The organism is Streptomyces sp. NPDC017676 (assembly GCF_044329325.1).
GTDB lineage: Bacteria > Actinomycetota > Actinomycetes > Streptomycetales > Streptomycetaceae > Streptomyces.
Map to the genome: position 1 here is coordinate 230,900 of NZ_JBIRJA010000012.1, position 18,623 is coordinate 249,522.

Here is an 18,623-nt window from a genome sequence, read left to right on the forward strand (position 1 = left end):
GTGCCCCACCGGGTGGGCACCCGCCCCCGCGCCCCCCTATTAAACTTCCGCCTCTAATGTTGCGGGGGGGGGGGGGGGGGTGCGGTCCAGGCCCACCCCACCCCGCTGACTGCTCCCCTCGCAGAGAACGGACCACCCCGTGGATGTCACCGCACTCGCCTCGGTGTACGACGGCCTGGCCGCCTGCGAGGATGCTGTCGTGCTGGATGCGATCGATGCGGTGGACTGGTCTGCCGTACCGGGCCCTCCCGACTGGTACGAACCGACCCGTGCCGCCCGGGGTCTGCGGGCCCTGGCCGGTGCGGCGAACCTGGTGGAGGCGGCGGAGGCCGGCTCACTGCTCGGTGGCGGCGGGATCGTCCATGGCCACAGTGCGGCGGTGTTTCCGGCGGCTGCGGTCGCGGCCCCTCTCCTGCTGGAGATGGCTGAGCAGGGGCACCCGGCAGCGCGGAGCACCGCGTTGGGGCTGATCGACGAGGCCTTGTCGTCCTATCCGCACGCCGGGTACTCGCGAGTGACGACGCCCCACGGCACAGCGGTCCCGATCTGCTGCGCCATCGCCGACCATCTGCGGGCCCGCGCGGCTCTCCTCACCGGACTGGGCAAGCGAACCAGGGCACTGCTCGCCGATGCGGCCGAGCACTGGCGCTTCGAGGTCCGGGAGTGCGTCGCCGAAGGCGACGACACGGCAGCCTTCGGGACCCTGGCCGGCCGTTTCCCGGCCGGTGTGCACGCGGTGGAACTGCACCTCGGCGGCGAGATCGCCGTACTGGACGAGGTGACCCTCGAATACCCCCCTGCGGACGGCTCCTCTGAAGCGTGTCTGCGGGTGAGGGAACGGCCTCCAGGCGAACTACCGCCCGGCGCCGTCCTGTTCCCGGCGGTGTGCGGTGAACGCGTGCACTGACCGGGTCCGGCCGGCGTCGGTGGTTCCGCGACCCTGGTCCGGTGGCCGCTCACGCACACGGCGACCGCTGGGAAAGCCCCTGACTGCCCTGCTCCGCCCGTCCGGGCTGATCCCGGCCGCCCGCCACTGTGCGTGAGCCGTCACCAGCCGGACTCCTGCCGGACGCCACACGAGCAGGAGCGTGCGCGTGGGGCCGCCAGGTGGGCGACCGGCCGCGTCGCCGCCTCGTACCGGGACACCTCGCCGGCCGACCGGGTGGGCCGTCACGTGAACCGGACCGTTCCCGCGGTGACCATGGGCCTCGTGACCTGGGTGTCGGTGGCGGCACGTACGGTCAGCGCATGACTGATGAGTGGTGGGTGGACGTACGACGGCGGGTCGAGGCGGCGGGTGCGGGGCCCGGAGGCAGCGCGGTGTTCGGGGCACTGACGCACAAGTGGGTCCTGGAAGACCCGCTCACCCCGGGCGAGTTGGCCGAACTGGAAGCTCAGGCGGGCGTGCGGCTGCCGGAGGAGTACCGGGCGTTCCTGCTCCACGTCGGCGCGGGTGGGGCCGGCCCCGCCCACGGCCTGTTCCCGGTCCGTCGCGTACAGGGCCGTTGGCGTTGGGAGGGTGACGGCGCGGACCTTGCCGACCTGTCGACGCTCGCCGAGCCGTTTCCTGACCAGGGTCCGGACCCGGAGTTGCTCAACGGTGTTCTCGCCCAGCGTCCCGAGGAGGAGGACTTCGACGCCATCGAGGACTTCGACGACGCCATCGAGGCGTGGGACGAGCGGTGGGAGGCCGTCATGTTCGCCCCGGAGCGCACCGCCGGGGCGATCGTGATCTCCCACCTCGGCTGCGCCCAGAGGGAGTGGCTGATCATCAGCGGCAGCCACCGCGGCACGATCTGGTCCGACTGCCGGGTGGACGACGTCGACCTCGCCCCGCTCCTCGACGACGACGGCACGCCGGTGAGGTTCGCCCGCTGGTACACCGACTGGCTGGAGAAGGCGGAGTGTACGGCTCTGTCGAGGCCGTAGGCCGTTCCCCCGCCACCACGGGAGGAGCCGGGGCAATACTGCCTCGACCTGCCGGCCGGTCGCCGTCCGCCTTCCCCCTTCCTCCGGGCGGCGACCGGCCGACGGCACACGCTCGCAGGTGCCGCCTGCCGGAACTCCGGCCCACCAGGCGGTACTCCGGCTGTCCGCGGACCACGGATTCGCCTTGCCGTGACGGACGGTGAGGCACTAGAGTCGATCATGTGACTGCCGGGTCGGCCATGGGCCATACACGAGTGAGGCACCCGGCCTCGGCGTGAGCCCGAGGCGGGCGCGAGCCCCGCCACTTCTCCGTGTCTTCCCTCCAGCGCCCGCACGAGGCGCCCCACAGCGGATCCAAGACACGGAGACACATCCACACATGCCACATGATCAGCAGCGTCGGCACGAAGTCGCCTCGCCGGCCACCGTCCAGCTGAACCACACCGCCGTTTACGCCACGGATCGTCAACTGTCGGCCGAATTCATCGCCGCGATCCTCGGTCTGAGGGTCGGCGCACCGTTCGGGCCGTTCCTTCCCGTCGACCTGGGCAACGGCGTCACCCTCGATTACTACGAGAAGCGCGACGAGCCGATCCAGTCGCAGCATTACGCGTTCCTCGTGCCCGACGACCAGTTCAGCACCGTGATCACCCGCCTGGAGACGGTCGGCGTCACCTACTACGCCGACCCCCGTCACACCGAGCCCCACCAGATCAACCGTCTGTTCGGTGGCCGTGGCGCCTACTTCGCGGATCCGGACGGCCACAACATGGAGATCATGACGCGTCCTTACGTCCGGCCGTAGGAGGCCACCGAGCGGCGTCGAGCCCCGGCCTGCGACCCGGCGACACCCGCGTACCCGCGTACCCTCCCGGCGCTGGTCAGCCGGTAGGGGCGGCGACGGCGAGGCCGAGGCCGATCAGTGCGACGCCCGTGGTCAGCCCGAGCGCACGGCGGATCCGTGGCTTGTGGAGGACCCGCCCGGCCTTGGACAGCAGGAGCACGTAACTGCTCAGCCAGGCGACGGTGAGCGTGGCGTGGAGGAGCACGAGGAGCGTCATGGCCCAGGGGGCGGGCAGCCGAGGCGGGGCAAGCGTGGGCAGCAGCCCGGTGTAGAAGACGGCGATCTTCGGGTTCAGGGCGTTGCTGACCAGGCCGGTCCGCCAGGGGCTCCCCACGGCGCCAGGACCGGCATCCGTCGGACCGGCCGGTGCCGAGCGGCGGTGCTGCCAGAGCGTCTGCGCGCCCAGGAACACCAGGTAGCCGGCGCCCAGGAGCTTGACGGTCAGATAGGCCGTGGGCGAAGCGGCGAGCACGGCCGCGAGCCCCGCCACGGTCAACGCCCCCCAGAGGAGCAGCCCGGTCACGATCCCGCCCACGGTACGCAGCCCGTCCCCGGGGCCGGCCACGAGCGCGCGCCGGGTCACCACCGCCATGTCCGGGCCGGGCACGATGGTCAGCAGCCCCAGGACGCCGATCGCCGCCATGAGGTGGGTCAGCACGCTGCCGACCGCCCCCTGGGCGAGCCGGTTGAACCGGTCGAACCGGTTGGACTGGTAGAGCCCGTCGGGCCGGCTGAACTGTTCGCGCCCGCGTGCGGGTTGGCGGCGGTGCCCTCGGTGCTCAGCAGCACGACGACCGAGGACGGCCCCAGTCCCAGCGCCGTACGGCGTTCCTCGGCCCCCACGCCGGTGAGCGCCGCGCGCAGACCGGCGAGCGACGCGGCCCCGCAGGGGCCCGAGGAGACACCGGCAGCGGCCAGCACACCGGCCGCGCGGGCGCTCTCGGCGTCCGCGACGGCGACCGCGGCGTCCAGACCGTCACGCAGAGGGGGCCACGCGATGCTGGACGGGGTGCCGCAGTTCAGCCCGGCCATGGTGGTCCCGCCCGTGGGGACACTGACGGGTGCGCCGCGGGTGAGGCTCTCCAGGACGCACGGCGCGCTCTCCGGTTCCACCGACAGCAGCGCCGGGGCGTGCCCGGAGGGGCGGCTGCGGTAGTGGGTGACCACGGCCTGTGCCAAGGATCCCACGCCCACCGGTATGGACACGAGGTCGGGGCCTTCGGTGACCCCCGCGACCGTCAACTGCTCGTCGATCTCCGCGCACAGGGTGGAATAACCCTCGACGATCCACCCTGGGATCCGCTCGTAACCCGGCCAGGCGGTGTCCTGGACCAGGACCGTGTCCGGTGCGGCAGCCGCCTCGGCCGCCAGGCGTACGGCCTCGTCGTACGGCCCTGAGACCTCGGTGACCTTCGCCTGTTCGGCGACGATGGCCGCCACGGCCTGGGGATGCACGCCCTGCGGGACGAAGACGTGGGCTTCCTGGCCGAGGCGGCGTGCCATCCGGGCCACTGCGCGACCGTGGTTGCCGTCGGTGGCCGTCACGAGGGTGACCGGGGCCGGTTCTCCGCCGTTCGCCGCCCGCTCGGCAAGGATGTGGTGGACCGCCCAGGACGCACCCAGGGCCTTGAACGCGGGCAGCCCCAGACGGCACGACTCGTCCTTGACGAAGACCCGGCCGACTCCCCACGCGTGCGCGAGTGACGGGAGTTCGCTCAGCGGGGTGGGCGCGTAGTCGGGCAGGGAGAAATGGAAGGCCCGCACCTCGGCCGGCGCGGGTTCACACCGCCAGGCACGGGCTTCGGAGCGCGCGAACCACGGCAGCGTACGGGAGGAGCGAGTGTTGTCAGGCACAGGTTCAGAGTGCGGTGCGCTCGTATGATCGGTCCAGCGAATGTTTTCGACCTATGCTCGTCGGGAGAACCGACCGATGGGTGCATGGCCCCGATCGGCTGCCGGTCCGCGAGGACGAGGGGAGGCGGGCGTGCCATGTTCGATCTGCACCGACTGCGCCTGCTCCGGGAGCTCAAGCACCGCGGCACCCTGGCGGCCGTCGCCGCCGCCCTGTCCTACGCCCCCTCCTCCGTCTCCCAGCAGCTCTCCCAGTTGGAGACCGAGGTCGGCGTCCCGCTGCTGGAACCGGTCGGACGGCGGGTACGGCTGACCGAGCAGGCCGAGATCCTCGTCGCCCACACCGAAGCGGTCCTGGAACGTCTGGAGCGCGCGGAGGCGGACATCGCCGCCTCGCTGTCCGACCTGACCGGCACGCTGCGCGTCGCCTCGTTCCAGACAGCCGCCCTCGTCCTCGTCCCGACCGCGCTCGGCCTGCTGCGTGACCAGCACCCGCACCTGCGCGTCCACGTCACGCACATGGAACCGGAAAGGGCCCTGCCGGCGCTGCAGGCCCGCGACTTCGACCTGGTCCTCGCTGAGGAGTACCCCGGCAACCCCAACCCGCGGCTCGCCGAACTCGAACAGGAAGACCTGCTCGACGACCCCCTGCACCTCGCCCTGCCGACGCCGGCCGGGACAGGGGAAGCCGACGGCCCGACCGCGGCGCTGCGTTCCCTGGCCGACCACCCCTGGGTGATGGAACCCGAGGGCACCGCCGCCCGGCAATGGGCCGTGACCCTGTGCCGCGACGCCGGTTTCGAACCGGACGTACGGTTCGAGACCACCGACCTCCTGCTCCACCTCCGCCTGGTCGAGCAGAAGCACGCCGCGGCCTTCCTGCCCGGCCTCGTCTGGACCGGGCAGTCCCCGACCGTCACGCTGCGTCCGCTCCCCCGCGGCCAGCGCACGCGCCGCGTCTTCACCGTGGTACGCCGCGGCCGCGGCCAGCACCCTGCCGTGCTGGCGTGCCGGAAGGCCCTCCTCCGAGCGGTCGGCCTGCGCTCCGACCGCGCCTGAGGGAACCGCTGCCGGGGGGATGCACGGCATGGCAGAGCAGTGGCTGAGGGGGCAGCGGCAGGACGGGTGCTCCGCGTTCCCGGCCGAGTGGGCCTGGACATCAGCGCCGACGAACACCAGCTGGAACACGACCGCGCGTTCGGACGGAGTGGCCGCGGGAGAGGATGATCACCGTGACGAGGGCGGAGGTGCGCTCCGCCCCGACGTTCGCTGACCGGCCTCCTGGCGGCCCTACGTGGACTCGCGCAGCCGGAGTTCCGCGCGCGCCACGAGGTCGTCCGGCGCGAGGGGGCTGTCGCCGGTCAGGAGGCGGGCCGCTTGGTCGACGGCGAGTGCTCCGAGCCGGCGGATGTCCAGAGCCACGCTGGACAGCGGGGGCTCGACCAGGGTGCCGAGCTTCACTCCGTCGAAGCCGATCACGGCCAGGTCGCGGGGCACCTGGCGTCCCGTCCGGCGCGCGGCACGGAGCGCGCCGATGGCGATGACGTCGTTGAAGGCGAAGACGGCGGTCACGTCGGGATGCCGGGTGAGCAGGTTCTCCAGCGCCCTCTCACCGCCCTCCACGCTCTGCTCCGCGCGGCACACCGGCGCTTCACCGAGTCCGCAGGCGGTCAGCGCGTCGGCGAACCACGCGTGCCGGACGCTCGGTTCGGCCCGAGCCGCGTGGTCGAGCATGCCGATGCGCCGGTGCCCGGCCTGGACGAGGTGGGAGACGGCCGCCCTGACCCCGTCCCTTCCGTCGATCCGGATGGAGCTGAAGCGTTCGGCGTCCTCGCCCCGGTCGATGAGTACCACCGGCAGCCCCCGGGTCCACTGCTCGATCTCGCTCTCGGACCGGCTGAAGTAGCCGACGACCGCGTCCACTTGGGAGGCGATCACCTGGAGTGTGCCGAGCTCCTCCTGTGCGCTGTCCGCGGTGTCGTAGACCAGGACGTGCCAGCCGCGGGCCCGCGCCGCCTCCAGCGCCGCCGCGGCGACCTCGGTGAAGAACGGGTTGAGCAGGTCGGGGATCACGAGACCGACGCTGATGGTGTCCTGGCGCACCAGCCCCCTGGCGAACCGGCTCGGCCGGTATCCCAGCGTCCGCGCGGCTTCGAGCACACGCTGCTTGGTGGAGCCGTCGATCTCCCCCTTGTCGTTCAGCGCGCGTGACACGGTCTGCCGGGACACCCCGGCTGCGCGGGCGACGTCATGGATCGTCACCCTGCGGGACTCGGTCCCGGACGGCACTGTCGCTCACCTCCCCATCGTGATCCGAGAGTCTTGACACTCAACCGCACCCGAGCGCACACTTCCGAACGTTTCACAGCGCCCGTGAACGTTCCCGTGAACGCTCACGGACGGAAGTTACAGCAGCTCGCCCCCTTCTCGCCACGGTGTTCGGGACCAGAACCGTCACCGTCGCGCCCGTCCATGTCCACCGCGGCATCCCGCCTGAGTGAGTCAACGTCGACCCGGCCGGCCCCAGTCGCCGGTCGTTCTCGGGAACGGAAAACATGAGCAGCACAGTCATGCGCACCCGCCTCGCCACCGTCGCCGCGGCAGCCGGTGTCGCCGTACTCGCCGCATGCTCCTCGCCCGCTCCGTCGGGCGAGGCATCGGCAGCGGCCTGCACGCCCGCCGAGGGGAAGGTCACCCTCCAGTACTGGAACACGGTTCCGGGCATGGACAAGGTCGTGGACCTGTGGAACCAGCGGCATCCGGACATCCAGGTCGAGACGAAGAACATCTCCAACGACCAGTACGGCACCATAGGAAACGCTCTGAAGGCGGGGAAGGCGCCCGATCTGGCGCAGGTCGGCTACGACGAACTCCCCAACCTGCGCACCCAGAACGCCTTCGTGGACGCCTCGGCCTGCAAGGCAGCCACCGCCGCCAAGTCGAAGTTCGTCCCGTGGACCTGGTCCCAGACCAGCTTCGGCGGCACCGGTGTGTTCGCCCTACCGCAGGACACCGGCCCGATGGCCCTCTTCGTGCGCCGCGACCTCTTCGAGAAGTACCACATCGCGATCCCCACGACCTGGGACGAGTACGCGTCCGCGGCACAGCGGCTGCACAAGGCGGACCCCGACCTCGCCATCACGTTCTTCGATCCGAACAACGCCGAGTGGTTCAACGGGCTCCTCTGGCAGAACGACGCGAAGATGTACGGCTACTCCGACGACAAGTGGCAGGTCACCGTCGACTCGGACCGGAGCAGGCAGGTGGCGGCGTACTGGCAGAAGCTGATCTCCGGCAAGCTCGTGCGCACCGACCTCGCCAACGGTTCGACGCAGATGTACGCCGCGTACCAGAAGGACCGGATCGCCAGCTACGTCGGTGCCGCCTGGGGCTACAGCATGTTCCGCGACAACCTGCCCAAGCAGGCCGGCAAGTGGTCGGTCGTCCCGATGCCGACCTGGGGGACGAACAGCGCGTCCGGTGACTGGGGCGGGTCGACCGTCGCGTTCATGAAGGGCGGCAAGCACCTGTACGAATCGGTGGAGTTCAACACCTGGCTGAACACCGATCCGGAGGCGCTCGCCATGGAGAACAAGCTGGGCGGCCTGTACCCCGCCGCCACGGCCGGGCTCCGACTCCCCTCGCTGACGAAGGGCGTTCCGTACTACGGCGACGAGAAGATCTTCGATGTCTTCGCCGACTCGTCCAAGAAGATCGACACCAGCTTCGCCTGGGGTCCCACGCAGAAGACGGTGAACCTGGCGTTGCAGGACGCGATGGCCAAGGCGGCGGCCGGCGACGGCACGCTCACCGACGCGCTCTCGGCCGCCCAGGACGCCGCGCTGAAGTCGATGAAGGACCAGGCGATCCCGGTCACGGCGGGCAAGTGACCGCGGCATGACCGACACCGCAGCCCCCGCGGCATCCGTGGCGGCGCCGACCCGCGTCCGCCGCCGCCTCCACGGCGGCGGGCCCCGGGCGGGCACCGTGGCCGCGTTCCTGACCCCCTTCTTCCTGCCGTTCCTGCTGTTCTACCTGGTGCCCGTCGGCTACGCGCTCTGGCAGAGCCTCCGGGTGGTGCGCCGCACCGGCGGGCAGTACGGGACCTCGTACACCACCTTCGGCGGTTTCGAGCAGTACGCGCAGGTGCTGCGGAACACCGAGTTCTGGTCCAGCATCGGCCGCATCGGGCTGTTCGGCGTCGTGCAGGTGCCGGTCATGCTGGGCGTCGCTCTCATCATCGCGCTGCTGCTGGACACTCCGCTGCTGAAGCTGAAGGCGTTCTTCCGCATCACCGCGTTCATGCCGTACGCCGTGCCCGGAGTCATCGCCGCCATCATGTGGTCGTACCTGTACTCGCCCCAGCTCAGCCCTGTCGTCGACCTGCTGAACGGCGTCGGCCTCAAGCCGGACTTCCTCGGTCCGGGCGCCGTGCTGTGGTCGACCGCCAACGTCTCCACCTGGCTGTGGACCGGCTACAACATGCTGATCATGTTCTCGGCGCTGCAGTCGATCCCGCAGGAGCTCTACGAGGCCGCGAAGATCGACGGCGCGAGCAACTGGACGATCGCGTGGCGGGTCAAGGTGCCGATCATCGCTCCGTCGATCGTCCTGACCTCGGTGTTCTCGATCATCGGCACGCTCCAGCTGTACGCCGAGCCGGCCGTGCTGCGCCAGATCTCCTCGAACATCTCCAGCACCTTCACGCCGAACATGCTCGCGTACACGGTGGCCTCCGGGAACAACTACCAGCAGGCCGCGGCCGTTTCCGTGGTCATCGCCGTCATCACCTTCGTGTTGAGCTTCGGGTTCATGCGACTGACCGCGAAGAGGGCCGGACTGTGAGCAACCCCTCCGTGATCCGGGAGAGCCGCGTCAGCCGTACGGCCGCCATGGCCCTGATGCTCCTCCTGGCCGTCTATTTCCTGCTGCCCGTGTACTTCCTCGTCGTCGCGGCGACGAAGCCGCAGGGCGACCTGGCCTCCACCAACGGGCTGGTGTTCTCGCACTTCCACCTGCTGGACAACCTCCGCGTCCTGTTCACCCGCAGCGACGGCGTCTTCGGCCGCTGGGCCCTCAACACCGTCGTCTACGCGGTGCTGGGCGCGGCCGTGGGCACCCTGATCTCCGCTCTGTGCGGCTACGCCCTCGCCAAGTTCCGGTTCCGCGGCCGGGAGGTGCTGTTCTCCGTCGTCCTCGGCGGCGTCCTCGTACCCACCACCGCGCTCGCCCTGCCGCTGTTCCTGCTGTTCTCGGCGACCGGGCTCGTCAACACCTGTCTCGCGGTGTTCCTGCCCAGCATCGTCAGCCCGTTCGGCGTCTACCTCGCGCGCGTCTTCGCGAACGCGGCCGTCCCGCAGGAGCTGATCGAGTCGGCGCGGCTGGACGGCGCGGGTGAGTTCCGCACGTTCTTCTCGGTGGCGTTCCGACTGATGACACCGGCCCTCGTGACCATTTTCCTGTTCCAGTTCGTGGCCATCTGGAACAACTTCTTCCTGCCGATGGTGATGCTGCAGAAGGAGTCCCTGTTCCCGATCACGCTGGGCCTGTACGAGTGGAACGGCCAGACCGCGCGCGCTCCGCTGCTCCAGCAGTCCGTGATCACCGGCTCGCTGGTGTCGATCGTGCCCGTGATCATCGTGTTCGTGCTCCTCCAGCGGTTCTGGCGCACCGGGCTCGCCGCCGGATCCCTCAAGTGACGTCCGTCCCCCACGCACAGAAGGTGTCTGCCGCCATGCCCAAACCGGCCGTGTTCGTGCCCCACTTCCACTGGGACCGTGAGTGGTACGAGCCCTTCCAGGTGTTCCGGCACCGGCTCGTCACCGCCCTCGACACCGTGCTGGAGACGGCCGAGGCGGACCCGGACTTCCGGTTCACCGTCGACGGTCAGATGGCCGCGGTCGAGGACTACCTGGAGATGCGTCCTGAGAACCGCGATCGTGTCGCGGCCCTGGTCGGGGAGGGCCGGCTCGCCATCGGGCCGTGGCTGATCCTGCTCGACGAGTTCCTCTGCTCCGGCGAGACCATCGTCCGCAACCTCCAGCTCGGGTGGGCGGCCGCCGAGCGCTTGGGCGGGGCGACGCCCATCGGCTATCTGCCGGACATGTTCGGCCACATCGCGCAGATGCCGCAGATCCTGGCCCGTGCCGGCATCGAGCACGCGGCGTTGTGGCGCGGGGTGCCCGGTGCCGTCGAAGGCCACGCGTTCCGCTGGCGTGCTCCCGACGGCTCCGAAGTGCGCACCGAGTTCCTCTTCGACGGCTACGACAACGGCCTCGACCTCCTGCTGGTACCGGACCGGATCGGCCGCGCGCTCGGCGAGTACACGGAGATGACGGCCCGGCGATGGGGCGACGACCCGGTGCTGGCGATGGCCGGCACCGACCACTCGGCGCCCGACCCGCGGCTCGCGGCCTGGCTGCGGCGAGCGGCCGGCCCGGACCGCGCCATCACCCTCGCCACACTCGACGAGTACGTCCGCGTGCACATCCGCGACGAGGTGACCACCGTCGTCACCGGTGAACTGCGCAGTCATGTGCGCGGCAACATCCTGCCGGGCGTGCTGTCCGTCCGGCTCGGGCTGAAGCAGCGGATGGCCGTGGCCGAGCGCACCATCGACCATGCCGAGCGGGTGAACGCGCTGTGGTCCGGGCGGGACGACTCGCCGTTCCTCTCGCTCGCCTGGCACAAGATCATCGAGTCGACGGCCCACGACTCGGTGGTCGGTTCCGGCACCGACGAGACCTGCGCCCAGGTCGAGGCCCGGCTCGCCGAAGCCGCGCAGATCGCGCGCGCCGTCCGGGACGCGGCCCTCGCCGAGCCCGCCGCCCTGGTGCCGAGCGACGGCCACCTGGCCGCCAATCCGCTGCCGTTCCCCCGCGAGGCGTTGGTCGAGGTGGAGGTCGCGGCCCCGCCCCGGGGAACCACCCTGGTCGCCACCACCGCGGACGGCTGCGAACGCCCCGTGCAACTGATCTCCGAGGCCCCGACCGTACTCAGCGACGAACGCGTGGACGCCTCGCAGCTCGAACGCGTGCTGCGCCGGATCCATCGCCGGGAACTCTTCGGCCGGCTGATCGACCGCTACGAACTCACCCCGGGTTCACTCGTCTTCCACCTCGCCGAGGTGCCGACCAGCGGACCGTTCGACCTGCTGATCCTGCGCCGCGATGTCGCCGCCGCCGCTGCCGCGCATCCGGGTGAGTGGCGGGTGCTGACGCTGGAGGAGGCGCGCGCCACCGCGCTGGTGCCCGTGCGTGTCCCCGCCTGCGGGCTGGCGAGCTTCCGGGTCGCGCCCAGCGAGCGGCCTGCCGCCCCCGCGGCGACACCCGCACCGGCGACGGCGACGGCCCGCACACTGTCGAACGGGCTGGTCGAGGTCGAAGTCGCCGAAGACGGCACGCTGAAGGTGACCGGAGCCGACGGCACCGTGCTGAGCGGGGTCGGCCGGCTCGTCGACGGCGGTGACCGCGGCGACAGCTACAACTACGCTCCTCCGGCCCGGGACGTGCTCGTGTCGGAGCCCGCGGAGATCGGCGTCGAGCTCCTGGAGAGCGGCCCGCTGCGTTCGAGAGCGCGCGTCACCCGTGTCTACGAGTGGCCCGCGGAGCTCTCCTGCGACCGCGACCTGCGCAGCGGCCGGACCGTGCCGACTCCGGTCGAGACGCTGGTCGAAGTGCGTGCCGGAGAGCCGTTCGTCCGTGTCTCCACCGCGTTCCTCAACCAGTCCGCCGACCACCGGCTGCGCTTCCACGTGCCGCTGCCCGAACCCGTGGACACGTCGGCCTCCGCCGGGCAGTTCGCCGTCACCGAACGCGGACTCAGTGCCGAAGGCGGCTGGGGCGAGTTCCCGATCCCGACCTTCCCCGCGAGCACCTTCGTGTCGGCCGGCGCCGCACACGTCCTGCTCGCCCACTCCAGTGAGTACGAACTCGTCGACGGCGGCTCCGAACTCGCCCTGACCCTGCTGCGCGCCATCGGCTCGATCAGCGTCAACATCCATCCTCTCCGTGACGAGCCCGCGGCGAGCGAGATCCCCGCACCGGGTGCACAGGACCTGGGCATGCGCATCGAGAACCGTCTCGCGGTGCTGCCCTCTGCGGCCGGCTGGGAGGGTGCGGAGGCGGTCGCGCGCGCCGAGGAGTTCCGCAACGACGTCCTCGTCACCCGTGGGACCGCCCCCGCCGGGGGTGACCTGCCCCCGGACGCCACCGGCATCCGGGTCGACGGCACGAACGTCCTCGTCTCGGCCGTTCGCCGGGTCACCGACGCCGATCGCGGAGCCGGTACCGAGATCCGGCTGACAGCGATGAGCGACACGGGGTCGTACGTCCGCGTCACCGGCCCGTTCACGGAAGCCACCACGGTTGACCTGCTGGGCAGGCCCCTGTCCGGGACGCCGGTGCGCGACGGGCTCGGACTCGACCTCGCCCCCTGGGAGATCCGCACCGTCAGGGTGCGCTGACCGGTCGCCGCCGGCGCTCGACGCGCCCACACACCCAGAGCCCGCTACCCAGCGCCCGCACACTCGCACACTCGCAGTCGAGAGAGAGTTGTGACCTCTTGTCCTCCAGACCTTCCGCCCATGTCCAGGACCTCGCACCCGGACGCGGGGCATTGCGTCCCGCGCGGTCGTGGCTGCACTCCGACGCTCCCTCCCAGTCGCTGAACGGTCCGTGGCGGTTCCGTCTGTCGCCCACGGCGTCGGCGGCCGAGGACTTCGCGGCGGAGGAGTTCGACGACGACGGCTGGGACAGCATCCCCGTTCCCTCCCACTGGGTGCTCCAGGGCGACGGAGCCTACGGCCGGCCTCTCTACACCAACATCCGGTTCCCGTTCCCGCTCGACCCGCCCCACGTGCCGGACGAGAACCCCACCGGCGACTACCGGCGGCACTTCGGCCTGCCCACCGACTGGTCGGACGCCGAGCGCGTCGTGCTGCGGTTCGACGGGGTCGAGTCGTTCTTCAGGGTGTGGGTGAACGGCGTGGAGATCGGCAGCGCCGGCGGCAGCCGGCTCGCCCACGAGTTCGACGTCACCTCAGCGGTGCGCCCGGGCGACAACGTCGTCGCCGTACGGGTGCACCAGTGGTCGGCAGCCAGTTACCTGGAGGACCAGGACCAGTGGTGGCTGCCGGGCATCTTCCGGGACGTCACCGTGATCGCCCGGCCTGTCGGAGGCATCGAGGACGTCTGGTTGCGCACGGGAATCGACGACGGGCGCGGACGCATCGACCCCGAGGTCACGGCCGAGGCGGCGGCGTTCCCGGTCACCCTGCGCATCCCCGAACTCGGTGTCGAGCAGGTCTGGACGACGCCCGCCGACGTGGCCCCTTTCGGCGTCGCCGACGTGGAGCCCTGGTCGGCCGAACGGCCCCGCCTCTACGACGCCATCGTGTCGACGGCCGCCGAGAGCATCTCCCTGCGCGTGGGGTTCCGCACGGTCGAGATCAGGGGCGACCGGTTCCTGGTCAACGGCCGCCGCGTCGTGTTCCACGGGATGAACCGCCATGAGGCACACCCCGAGCGCGGGCGCGTCTTCGACGAGGAGCACGCCCGAGCGGACCTGGCCCGGATGAAGCGGTTCAACGTGAACGCCATCCGCACCAGCCACTACCCACCGCATCCACGGCTGCTCGACCTCGCCGACGAACTCGGGTTCTGGGTCGTCCTCGAATGCGATCTGGAGACACACGGCTTCGAAGACGCCGACTGGGCCGGCAATCCCTCCGACGACCCGCGGTGGCGCGGGGCGCTCCTCGACCGCATCCAGCGCACCGTCGAACGGGACAAGAACCACCCCAGCATCGTGATCTGGTCGCTCGGCAACGAAGCGGGGACGGGAAGCAACCTCGCCGCCATGTCGGCGTGGGTCCACGCCCGCGACACCGAACGCCCCGTGCACTACGAAGGTGACCACACCGGCGAGTACACCGACGTCTACTCACGCATGTACGCGTCGGTGCCGGAGATCGAGCGGATCGGCGCCGACGGGGCCCGCTCGACGCTGGCGCACTGCACTCCGGCCCAGAGCGCCCGCCAGCGCGCCAAGCCGTTCCTGCTGTGCGAGTACGCGCACGCGATGGGCAACGGGCCGGGAGGACTCGACGCGTACGAGGCACTGGTGCACGCGTACCCGCGCGTGCACGGCGGTTTCGTCTGGGAGTGGCGTGACCACGGCATCCTGGCATCCGCCCCGGACGGAACGCCGTACTACGCCTATGGCGGCGACTTCGGGGAGGTGGTGCACGACGGCAACTTCGTGATGGACGGGATGCTGCTGAGCGACGACGTGCCGACGCCCGGCCTCCACGAGTTCAAGGCGGTCGTGCAGCCGATCCGCTTCGGCTTCGGCGACGACGGCGTCACGATCACGAACCTGCGGCACTCCGCCGACACCTCCGACCTGCGCTTCCGCTGGCGGGTCGAACACGACGGGGTGCCCGTGGACAGTGGTGACCTGGAGGTCCCGCTCATCGGGCCGGGCGACTCGGCGCGGGTGCCGCTGCCACCGGTCCGGGTGTCGCGGGACGCCGAGACATGGCTCACGGTCGACGCGGTGCTGGCGGCCGGAACGGCCTGGGCTCCCGAGGGGCACGTCATCGCGACGGCCCAACGGGACGCTTCGGCACCTCGTACCGTTCCGGCGGGCCGGCCCCGGACCGACTGGCGGCCGGGAGACGGGACCCTGACGCTGGGGATCGCCGAGTTCGTCGACGGATCCCTCGTACGACTCGCCGGCCGCGCCGTGACGGGCCCACGGCTGGAACTGTTCCGGGCACCGACCGACAACGACGAGAGTGCGTCCGACCGGGTCGAGGACAGCGACGCCGCCATCGCCGGGGTGTCCCACGCCGATCTGTGGCGCCGCGACGGCCTGGACCGGCTGATGACGCGACGCGTGTGCGTGGAGCAGGCCCCGCGGTCCCTGCGCACGGTCGACAAGGTCGCCGCGGCGGGCTCCGCCTCCTCGGTGACGGTGGAGTCCGTCTGGTCCCTGGACGACGACGGGCTGGAACTGCTCGTGGAGATCGAGCCGTCGAGAGGCTGGCGCACGGTGTGGCCACGGATCGGGATCCGTTTCGGCTTTCCCGACGGCACGGCTCCGGTCGACGGCGCCGAGTGGTTCGGTCTCGGTCCGTTCGAGTCCTATCCCGACAGCCTGTGTGCGGCGCGCGCTGGTCGCTTCACCGCGGGCGTCCGCGACCTCTCGGTCGGCTACGCGCGCCCCCAGGAGACCGGGCACCGCTCGGGACTGCGCCGGCTGACGCTGCTGAGCGGCGGCACCGAGGTGCTGCGCGTCGAGGCGGTCCCGGACAGGGCCGGGCGTCGTCCGGGCTTCACCCTCAGCCGCCACACCCCCCGGCAGACCGCCCGGGCCAGGCACCCGTTCGAGCTTCCCGAGTCGACGACGAGCCACCTGATCATCGATGCGGCCCAGCACGGACTCGGTTCGCGCTCCTGCGGACCGGACGTGCGGCCCGGGTTCGCTCTTCGTCCCGAGGCCCGAACGATCAGACTGCGCTTCGCGGCGAGCCGTTGAACGGTGTCACTGCTGGGGTGCGGGCAGCCCGAGCAGGAGCAGTGTCACGTCGTCGTCGTGGGTGGCCGTGTCCGGGATGAGGCTGCCGACCAGGTGGGCCGCGGTCGCGTCCAGGGTGTCCGAGTCGGTGGGAGCGTCCTTCAACACGCCGTCGAGGGTGTGGGTGAGGAGATCGATCTGCACCTCGATGTCGGTGCCGGGCCTCTCGACGAGTCCGTCGGTGTAGAGCGCGACGGTGCTGCCCGGGGGCAGCGGCTGGGTCGTCTCCTCGAACGGCACCGCGGCGCCGGACAGCTCGTTGACGCCCAGCGGCACACCGACCGGTGCCGGCAGCCGGTGGGCGGGCCCGTCAGGGGGCCGGGCGATGACCGGCATGTGTCCGGCCGAGCACAGGGTGACTTCGTGGGCTTCCTGGTCGATCACCAGGTAGACGCAGGTGACGAGCTGGTCCGCCAGGTCACCGACGAACGCGTCCAGGCCGGTCATGAGCCGGCTGGGCGGTATGCCCGTACGGGCCAGTGCGTGGGAGGCGGCGCGCAGCTGGCCCATGACGGCCGCCGCTTCCAGGCCCCGGCCCATGACGTCGCCGATCACGATGCCGGTGCGGTGGGCGTCCAGGGGGATGATGTCGAACCAGTCGCCGCCCACCCCGGGGTCCTGCACGGACGCCAGGTAACGGTGTGCGCTGGGCAGGTGCGGCAGCCGGGGCGGCTCGCCCATGAGACTGTGCTGCAGGGTGTAGGCGATGCGTCGCTGCTGCTCGTAGCGTCCGGCTCGTTCCGCTTCGGTCTGTCGGCGTTCCGTGATGTCCCGTACGGCCATGAACATCACGGCCTCCTGTTCGTCCTGGAGGGTGCTGACGCTGACCTCGACGGGGAATTCGGCCCCGTCGCGGTGCAAGCCGTACAGGTCCCGGTCCAGGACGATCGGCTGCGGATCACGCCGTCGCAGGTAGGCGCCCAGCAGCGCGCTGTGTCGGCGGCGCCGGGCGCCGGGCACCAGGTCGGCGACCTTGGTGCCTACGAGGTCGTCCGGTCTGTGGCCGAAGAGCCGTTGCACCTGTGCGTTGGCCATGACGATGCTGCCGTCGCCGTCCGTGATGAGGGTCGCGTCGGGTGCGGACTCCAGGAGCGCGCGGAACCGCTGGTGGGACCGCTGGACCTCGCGCTGGGCCGCGACCCGTTCGGTGACGTCGATGACCACACCGCAGACGGCGTAGGGTCTGTCGGTCGGGTCGGTGAGCGGGAACAACGTGGTGAGGACGTCCCGGGGGCCTATCGGCAGCAGCAGACGCTCCTCCCGCTGTACGGCGGTGTCGCACACCCGCGTGCCGAAGTCGTCGGAGCTCATATGGCGGGCCAGGTCGGCCGGCAGAACGTCTTCGGCACGCCGGCCCAGGACCTGTTCGTACGACAGGCAGGTGTTCTCCTCGAACCTTGAGTTGACCGCCAGGAAGCGGCCGTCCAGGTCGGTGATGAACACCGTCGCGGGCGTGTGGTCCATGAACGCCTGCAGCAGCTCGTTCTGCCGCACCTGCCATTCGGCCCGGGCGTGTGCCAGTTCGACTCGGCGGCCCACGGGCAGGGTGACGAAGACGACCACGGTGAAGACGGTCACGTGTCCCCACACCAGAACTGCCGTACCCAGCCGCCCTCCGTACAGCCCGGCGTCCTGACCGGCCAGGACGGCCCAGCCCAGCAGCAGGGGGACGATCAGGTTGGTGGCGACCAGCCGGCGCCCCAGCGGGCTCATGATGCCCGCGTTCATCAGCAGTCCCGCGAGGCCCTCGTCCGGCCGGGCCAGGAACGCGGCGATGCCGACCAGCACCAGGGCCAGCGCGGTGGGCAGGGCCATGTAGGCGCCGAACCGTTCCATCTCGGGTGCGTCGTAGGCCAGTCCGTAGAGGCGCAGCAGGCCCAGGCCGAGGACGGACAGGCCCGAGATCTGGCTCGCCCAGGCGGGCAGTCGGCGCATGCTCAGGCCCAGGGATGCCGCGCCTGCGAGCGTCAGCGCCGCGGCCACGCTCGGTGCCATCCGTCCGGGCGCCCCGGTCACCAGCCGGACGCTGTCGTCGCCGAAGAGAAGCTGATCGATGCCGAGGCCGGTCCCGGTGACGTACTCCAGCAGGGTGAGCCCGCCGATCAGGGCGGCCAGGCCCGCGGCCGCGCGAGCCACGGCGGTCGTCTGCCGGGTCATGGGCCCGCGAGCCGCCAGGAACAGCGAAAGACCGACCGCGAGGAGGGCCACGGCGGTGTTCGGCTTCATGGCCGGGGTACCGCCGGGCAGGGCGCCCTTCAGTACCGCGATGCCGGAGATCCAACCGGACAGGCCCACCGCACCGAGCAGGGCGCACAGCAGGGACGCTCCCCGGCCCACCGCGCGAGCGGCGGCCAGGATGCACGCGTGGGACGGCAGGCTTTCGGCCTGCTGCCTTTGCCTCTCCAAATCATCACCTTTA

At 71.1% G+C, this 18,623-nt stretch carries 13 protein-coding genes; 9 read left to right on the top strand and 4 right to left on the bottom strand.

The window, feature by feature from the left end:
* Positions 1-139: 139 nt before the first annotated feature.
* The 3 genes from ACH4LD_RS26605 to ACH4LD_RS26615 all read left to right on the top strand — a co-directional run bounded on the left by ACH4LD_RS26605 (position 140) and on the right by ACH4LD_RS26615 (position 2,734).
* Entirely contained in the window at positions 140-907 is a 768-nt protein-coding gene (locus ACH4LD_RS26605) for a hypothetical protein (RefSeq protein ID WP_398056671.1), read from the top strand.
* Between the two features lie 341 nt (positions 908-1,248).
* Positions 1,249-1,929: an SMI1/KNR4 family protein gene (locus tag ACH4LD_RS26610; protein ID WP_398056670.1), complete on the top strand. Its 681-nt coding sequence runs from the start codon at positions 1,249-1,251 to the stop codon at positions 1,927-1,929.
* A 379-nt stretch (positions 1,930-2,308) separates the two neighbouring features.
* Positions 2,309-2,734, top strand: coding sequence for a VOC family protein (locus ACH4LD_RS26615; RefSeq protein WP_398056669.1), 426 nt, complete (start codon positions 2,309-2,311; stop codon positions 2,732-2,734).
* 76 nt (positions 2,735-2,810) lie between these two features.
* Here the strand turns inward: ACH4LD_RS26615 and ACH4LD_RS26620 are convergent, their stop codons facing one another.
* Positions 2,811-3,431, bottom strand: a complete 621-nt coding sequence (locus ACH4LD_RS26620) for a LysE family translocator (RefSeq protein ID WP_398056668.1) — start codon at positions 3,429-3,431, stop codon at positions 2,811-2,813.
* Complete coding sequence (locus ACH4LD_RS26625; RefSeq protein ID WP_398056667.1) at positions 3,425-4,627, bottom strand: diaminopropionate ammonia-lyase; 1,203 nt, start codon at positions 4,625-4,627, stop codon at positions 3,425-3,427. Before ACH4LD_RS26625 ends, ACH4LD_RS26620 begins: the two co-directional genes overlap by 7 nt.
* 135 nt (positions 4,628-4,762) lie before the next feature.
* On the opposite strand from ACH4LD_RS26625, the gene ACH4LD_RS26630 reads away from it, so the two are divergent.
* Complete coding sequence (locus tag ACH4LD_RS26630; protein ID WP_398056666.1) at positions 4,763-5,683, top strand: LysR substrate-binding domain-containing protein; 921 nt, start codon at positions 4,763-4,765, stop codon at positions 5,681-5,683.
* 231 nt (positions 5,684-5,914) lie between these two features.
* Here ACH4LD_RS26630 and ACH4LD_RS26635 read toward each other — a convergent pair whose 3' ends face one another.
* Positions 5,915-6,913 (bottom strand): LacI family DNA-binding transcriptional regulator, encoded by a 999-nt coding sequence (locus ACH4LD_RS26635; RefSeq protein WP_398056665.1) that lies wholly within the window; start codon positions 6,911-6,913, stop codon positions 5,915-5,917.
* Between the two features lie 266 nt (positions 6,914-7,179).
* Here ACH4LD_RS26635 and ACH4LD_RS26640 point away from each other — a divergent pair, with 266 nt between their 5' ends.
* The 5 genes from ACH4LD_RS26640 (at position 7,180) to ACH4LD_RS26660 (ending at position 16,165) form a co-directional block, all read left to right on the top strand.
* Positions 7,180-8,514: an ABC transporter substrate-binding protein gene (locus tag ACH4LD_RS26640; protein ID WP_398056664.1), complete on the top strand. Its 1,335-nt coding sequence runs from the start codon at positions 7,180-7,182 to the stop codon at positions 8,512-8,514.
* Between the two features lie 7 nt (positions 8,515-8,521).
* Entirely contained in the window at positions 8,522-9,469 is a 948-nt protein-coding gene (locus ACH4LD_RS26645; RefSeq protein ID WP_398056663.1) for a carbohydrate ABC transporter permease, read from the top strand.
* On the top strand, positions 9,466-10,323 hold the full coding sequence (locus tag ACH4LD_RS26650) for a carbohydrate ABC transporter permease (protein ID WP_398056662.1): 858 nt from the start codon (positions 9,466-9,468) through the stop codon (positions 10,321-10,323). The genes ACH4LD_RS26645 and ACH4LD_RS26650 overlap by 4 nt, the downstream gene beginning before the upstream one ends.
* Positions 10,324-10,358: 35 nt before the next feature.
* Entirely contained in the window at positions 10,359-13,088 is a 2,730-nt protein-coding gene (locus ACH4LD_RS26655; RefSeq protein ID WP_398056661.1) for an alpha-mannosidase, read from the top strand.
* Positions 13,089-13,186: 98 nt separating this feature from the next.
* On the top strand, positions 13,187-16,165 hold the full coding sequence (locus tag ACH4LD_RS26660) for a glycoside hydrolase family 2 TIM barrel-domain containing protein (protein WP_398056660.1): 2,979 nt from the start codon (positions 13,187-13,189) through the stop codon (positions 16,163-16,165).
* Between the two features lie 6 nt (positions 16,166-16,171).
* Here ACH4LD_RS26660 and ACH4LD_RS26665 read toward each other — a convergent pair whose 3' ends face one another.
* A complete protein-coding gene (locus tag ACH4LD_RS26665; protein WP_398056659.1) occupies positions 16,172-18,610 on the bottom strand; it encodes a SpoIIE family protein phosphatase in 2,439 nt (812 codons plus the stop codon).
* Positions 18,611-18,623: the final 13 nt, after the last annotated feature.

Excerpts from the sequence above, each read along its gene's own strand:
- ACH4LD_RS26610 (WP_398056670.1), top strand. The coding sequence starts at position 1,249 with ATGACTGATGAGTGGTGGGTGGACGTACGACGGCGGGTCGAGGCGGCG.
- ACH4LD_RS26615 (WP_398056669.1), top strand. The coding sequence starts at position 2,309 with ATGCCACATGATCAGCAGCGTCGGCACGAAGTCGCCTCGCCGGCCACC.
- ACH4LD_RS26630 (WP_398056666.1), top strand. The coding sequence starts at position 4,763 with ATGTTCGATCTGCACCGACTGCGCCTGCTCCGGGAGCTCAAGCACCGC.
- ACH4LD_RS26640 (WP_398056664.1), top strand. The coding sequence starts at position 7,180 with ATGAGCAGCACAGTCATGCGCACCCGCCTCGCCACCGTCGCCGCGGCA.
- ACH4LD_RS26645 (WP_398056663.1), top strand. The coding sequence starts at position 8,522 with ATGACCGACACCGCAGCCCCCGCGGCATCCGTGGCGGCGCCGACCCGC.
- ACH4LD_RS26655 (WP_398056661.1), top strand. The coding sequence starts at position 10,359 with ATGCCCAAACCGGCCGTGTTCGTGCCCCACTTCCACTGGGACCGTGAG.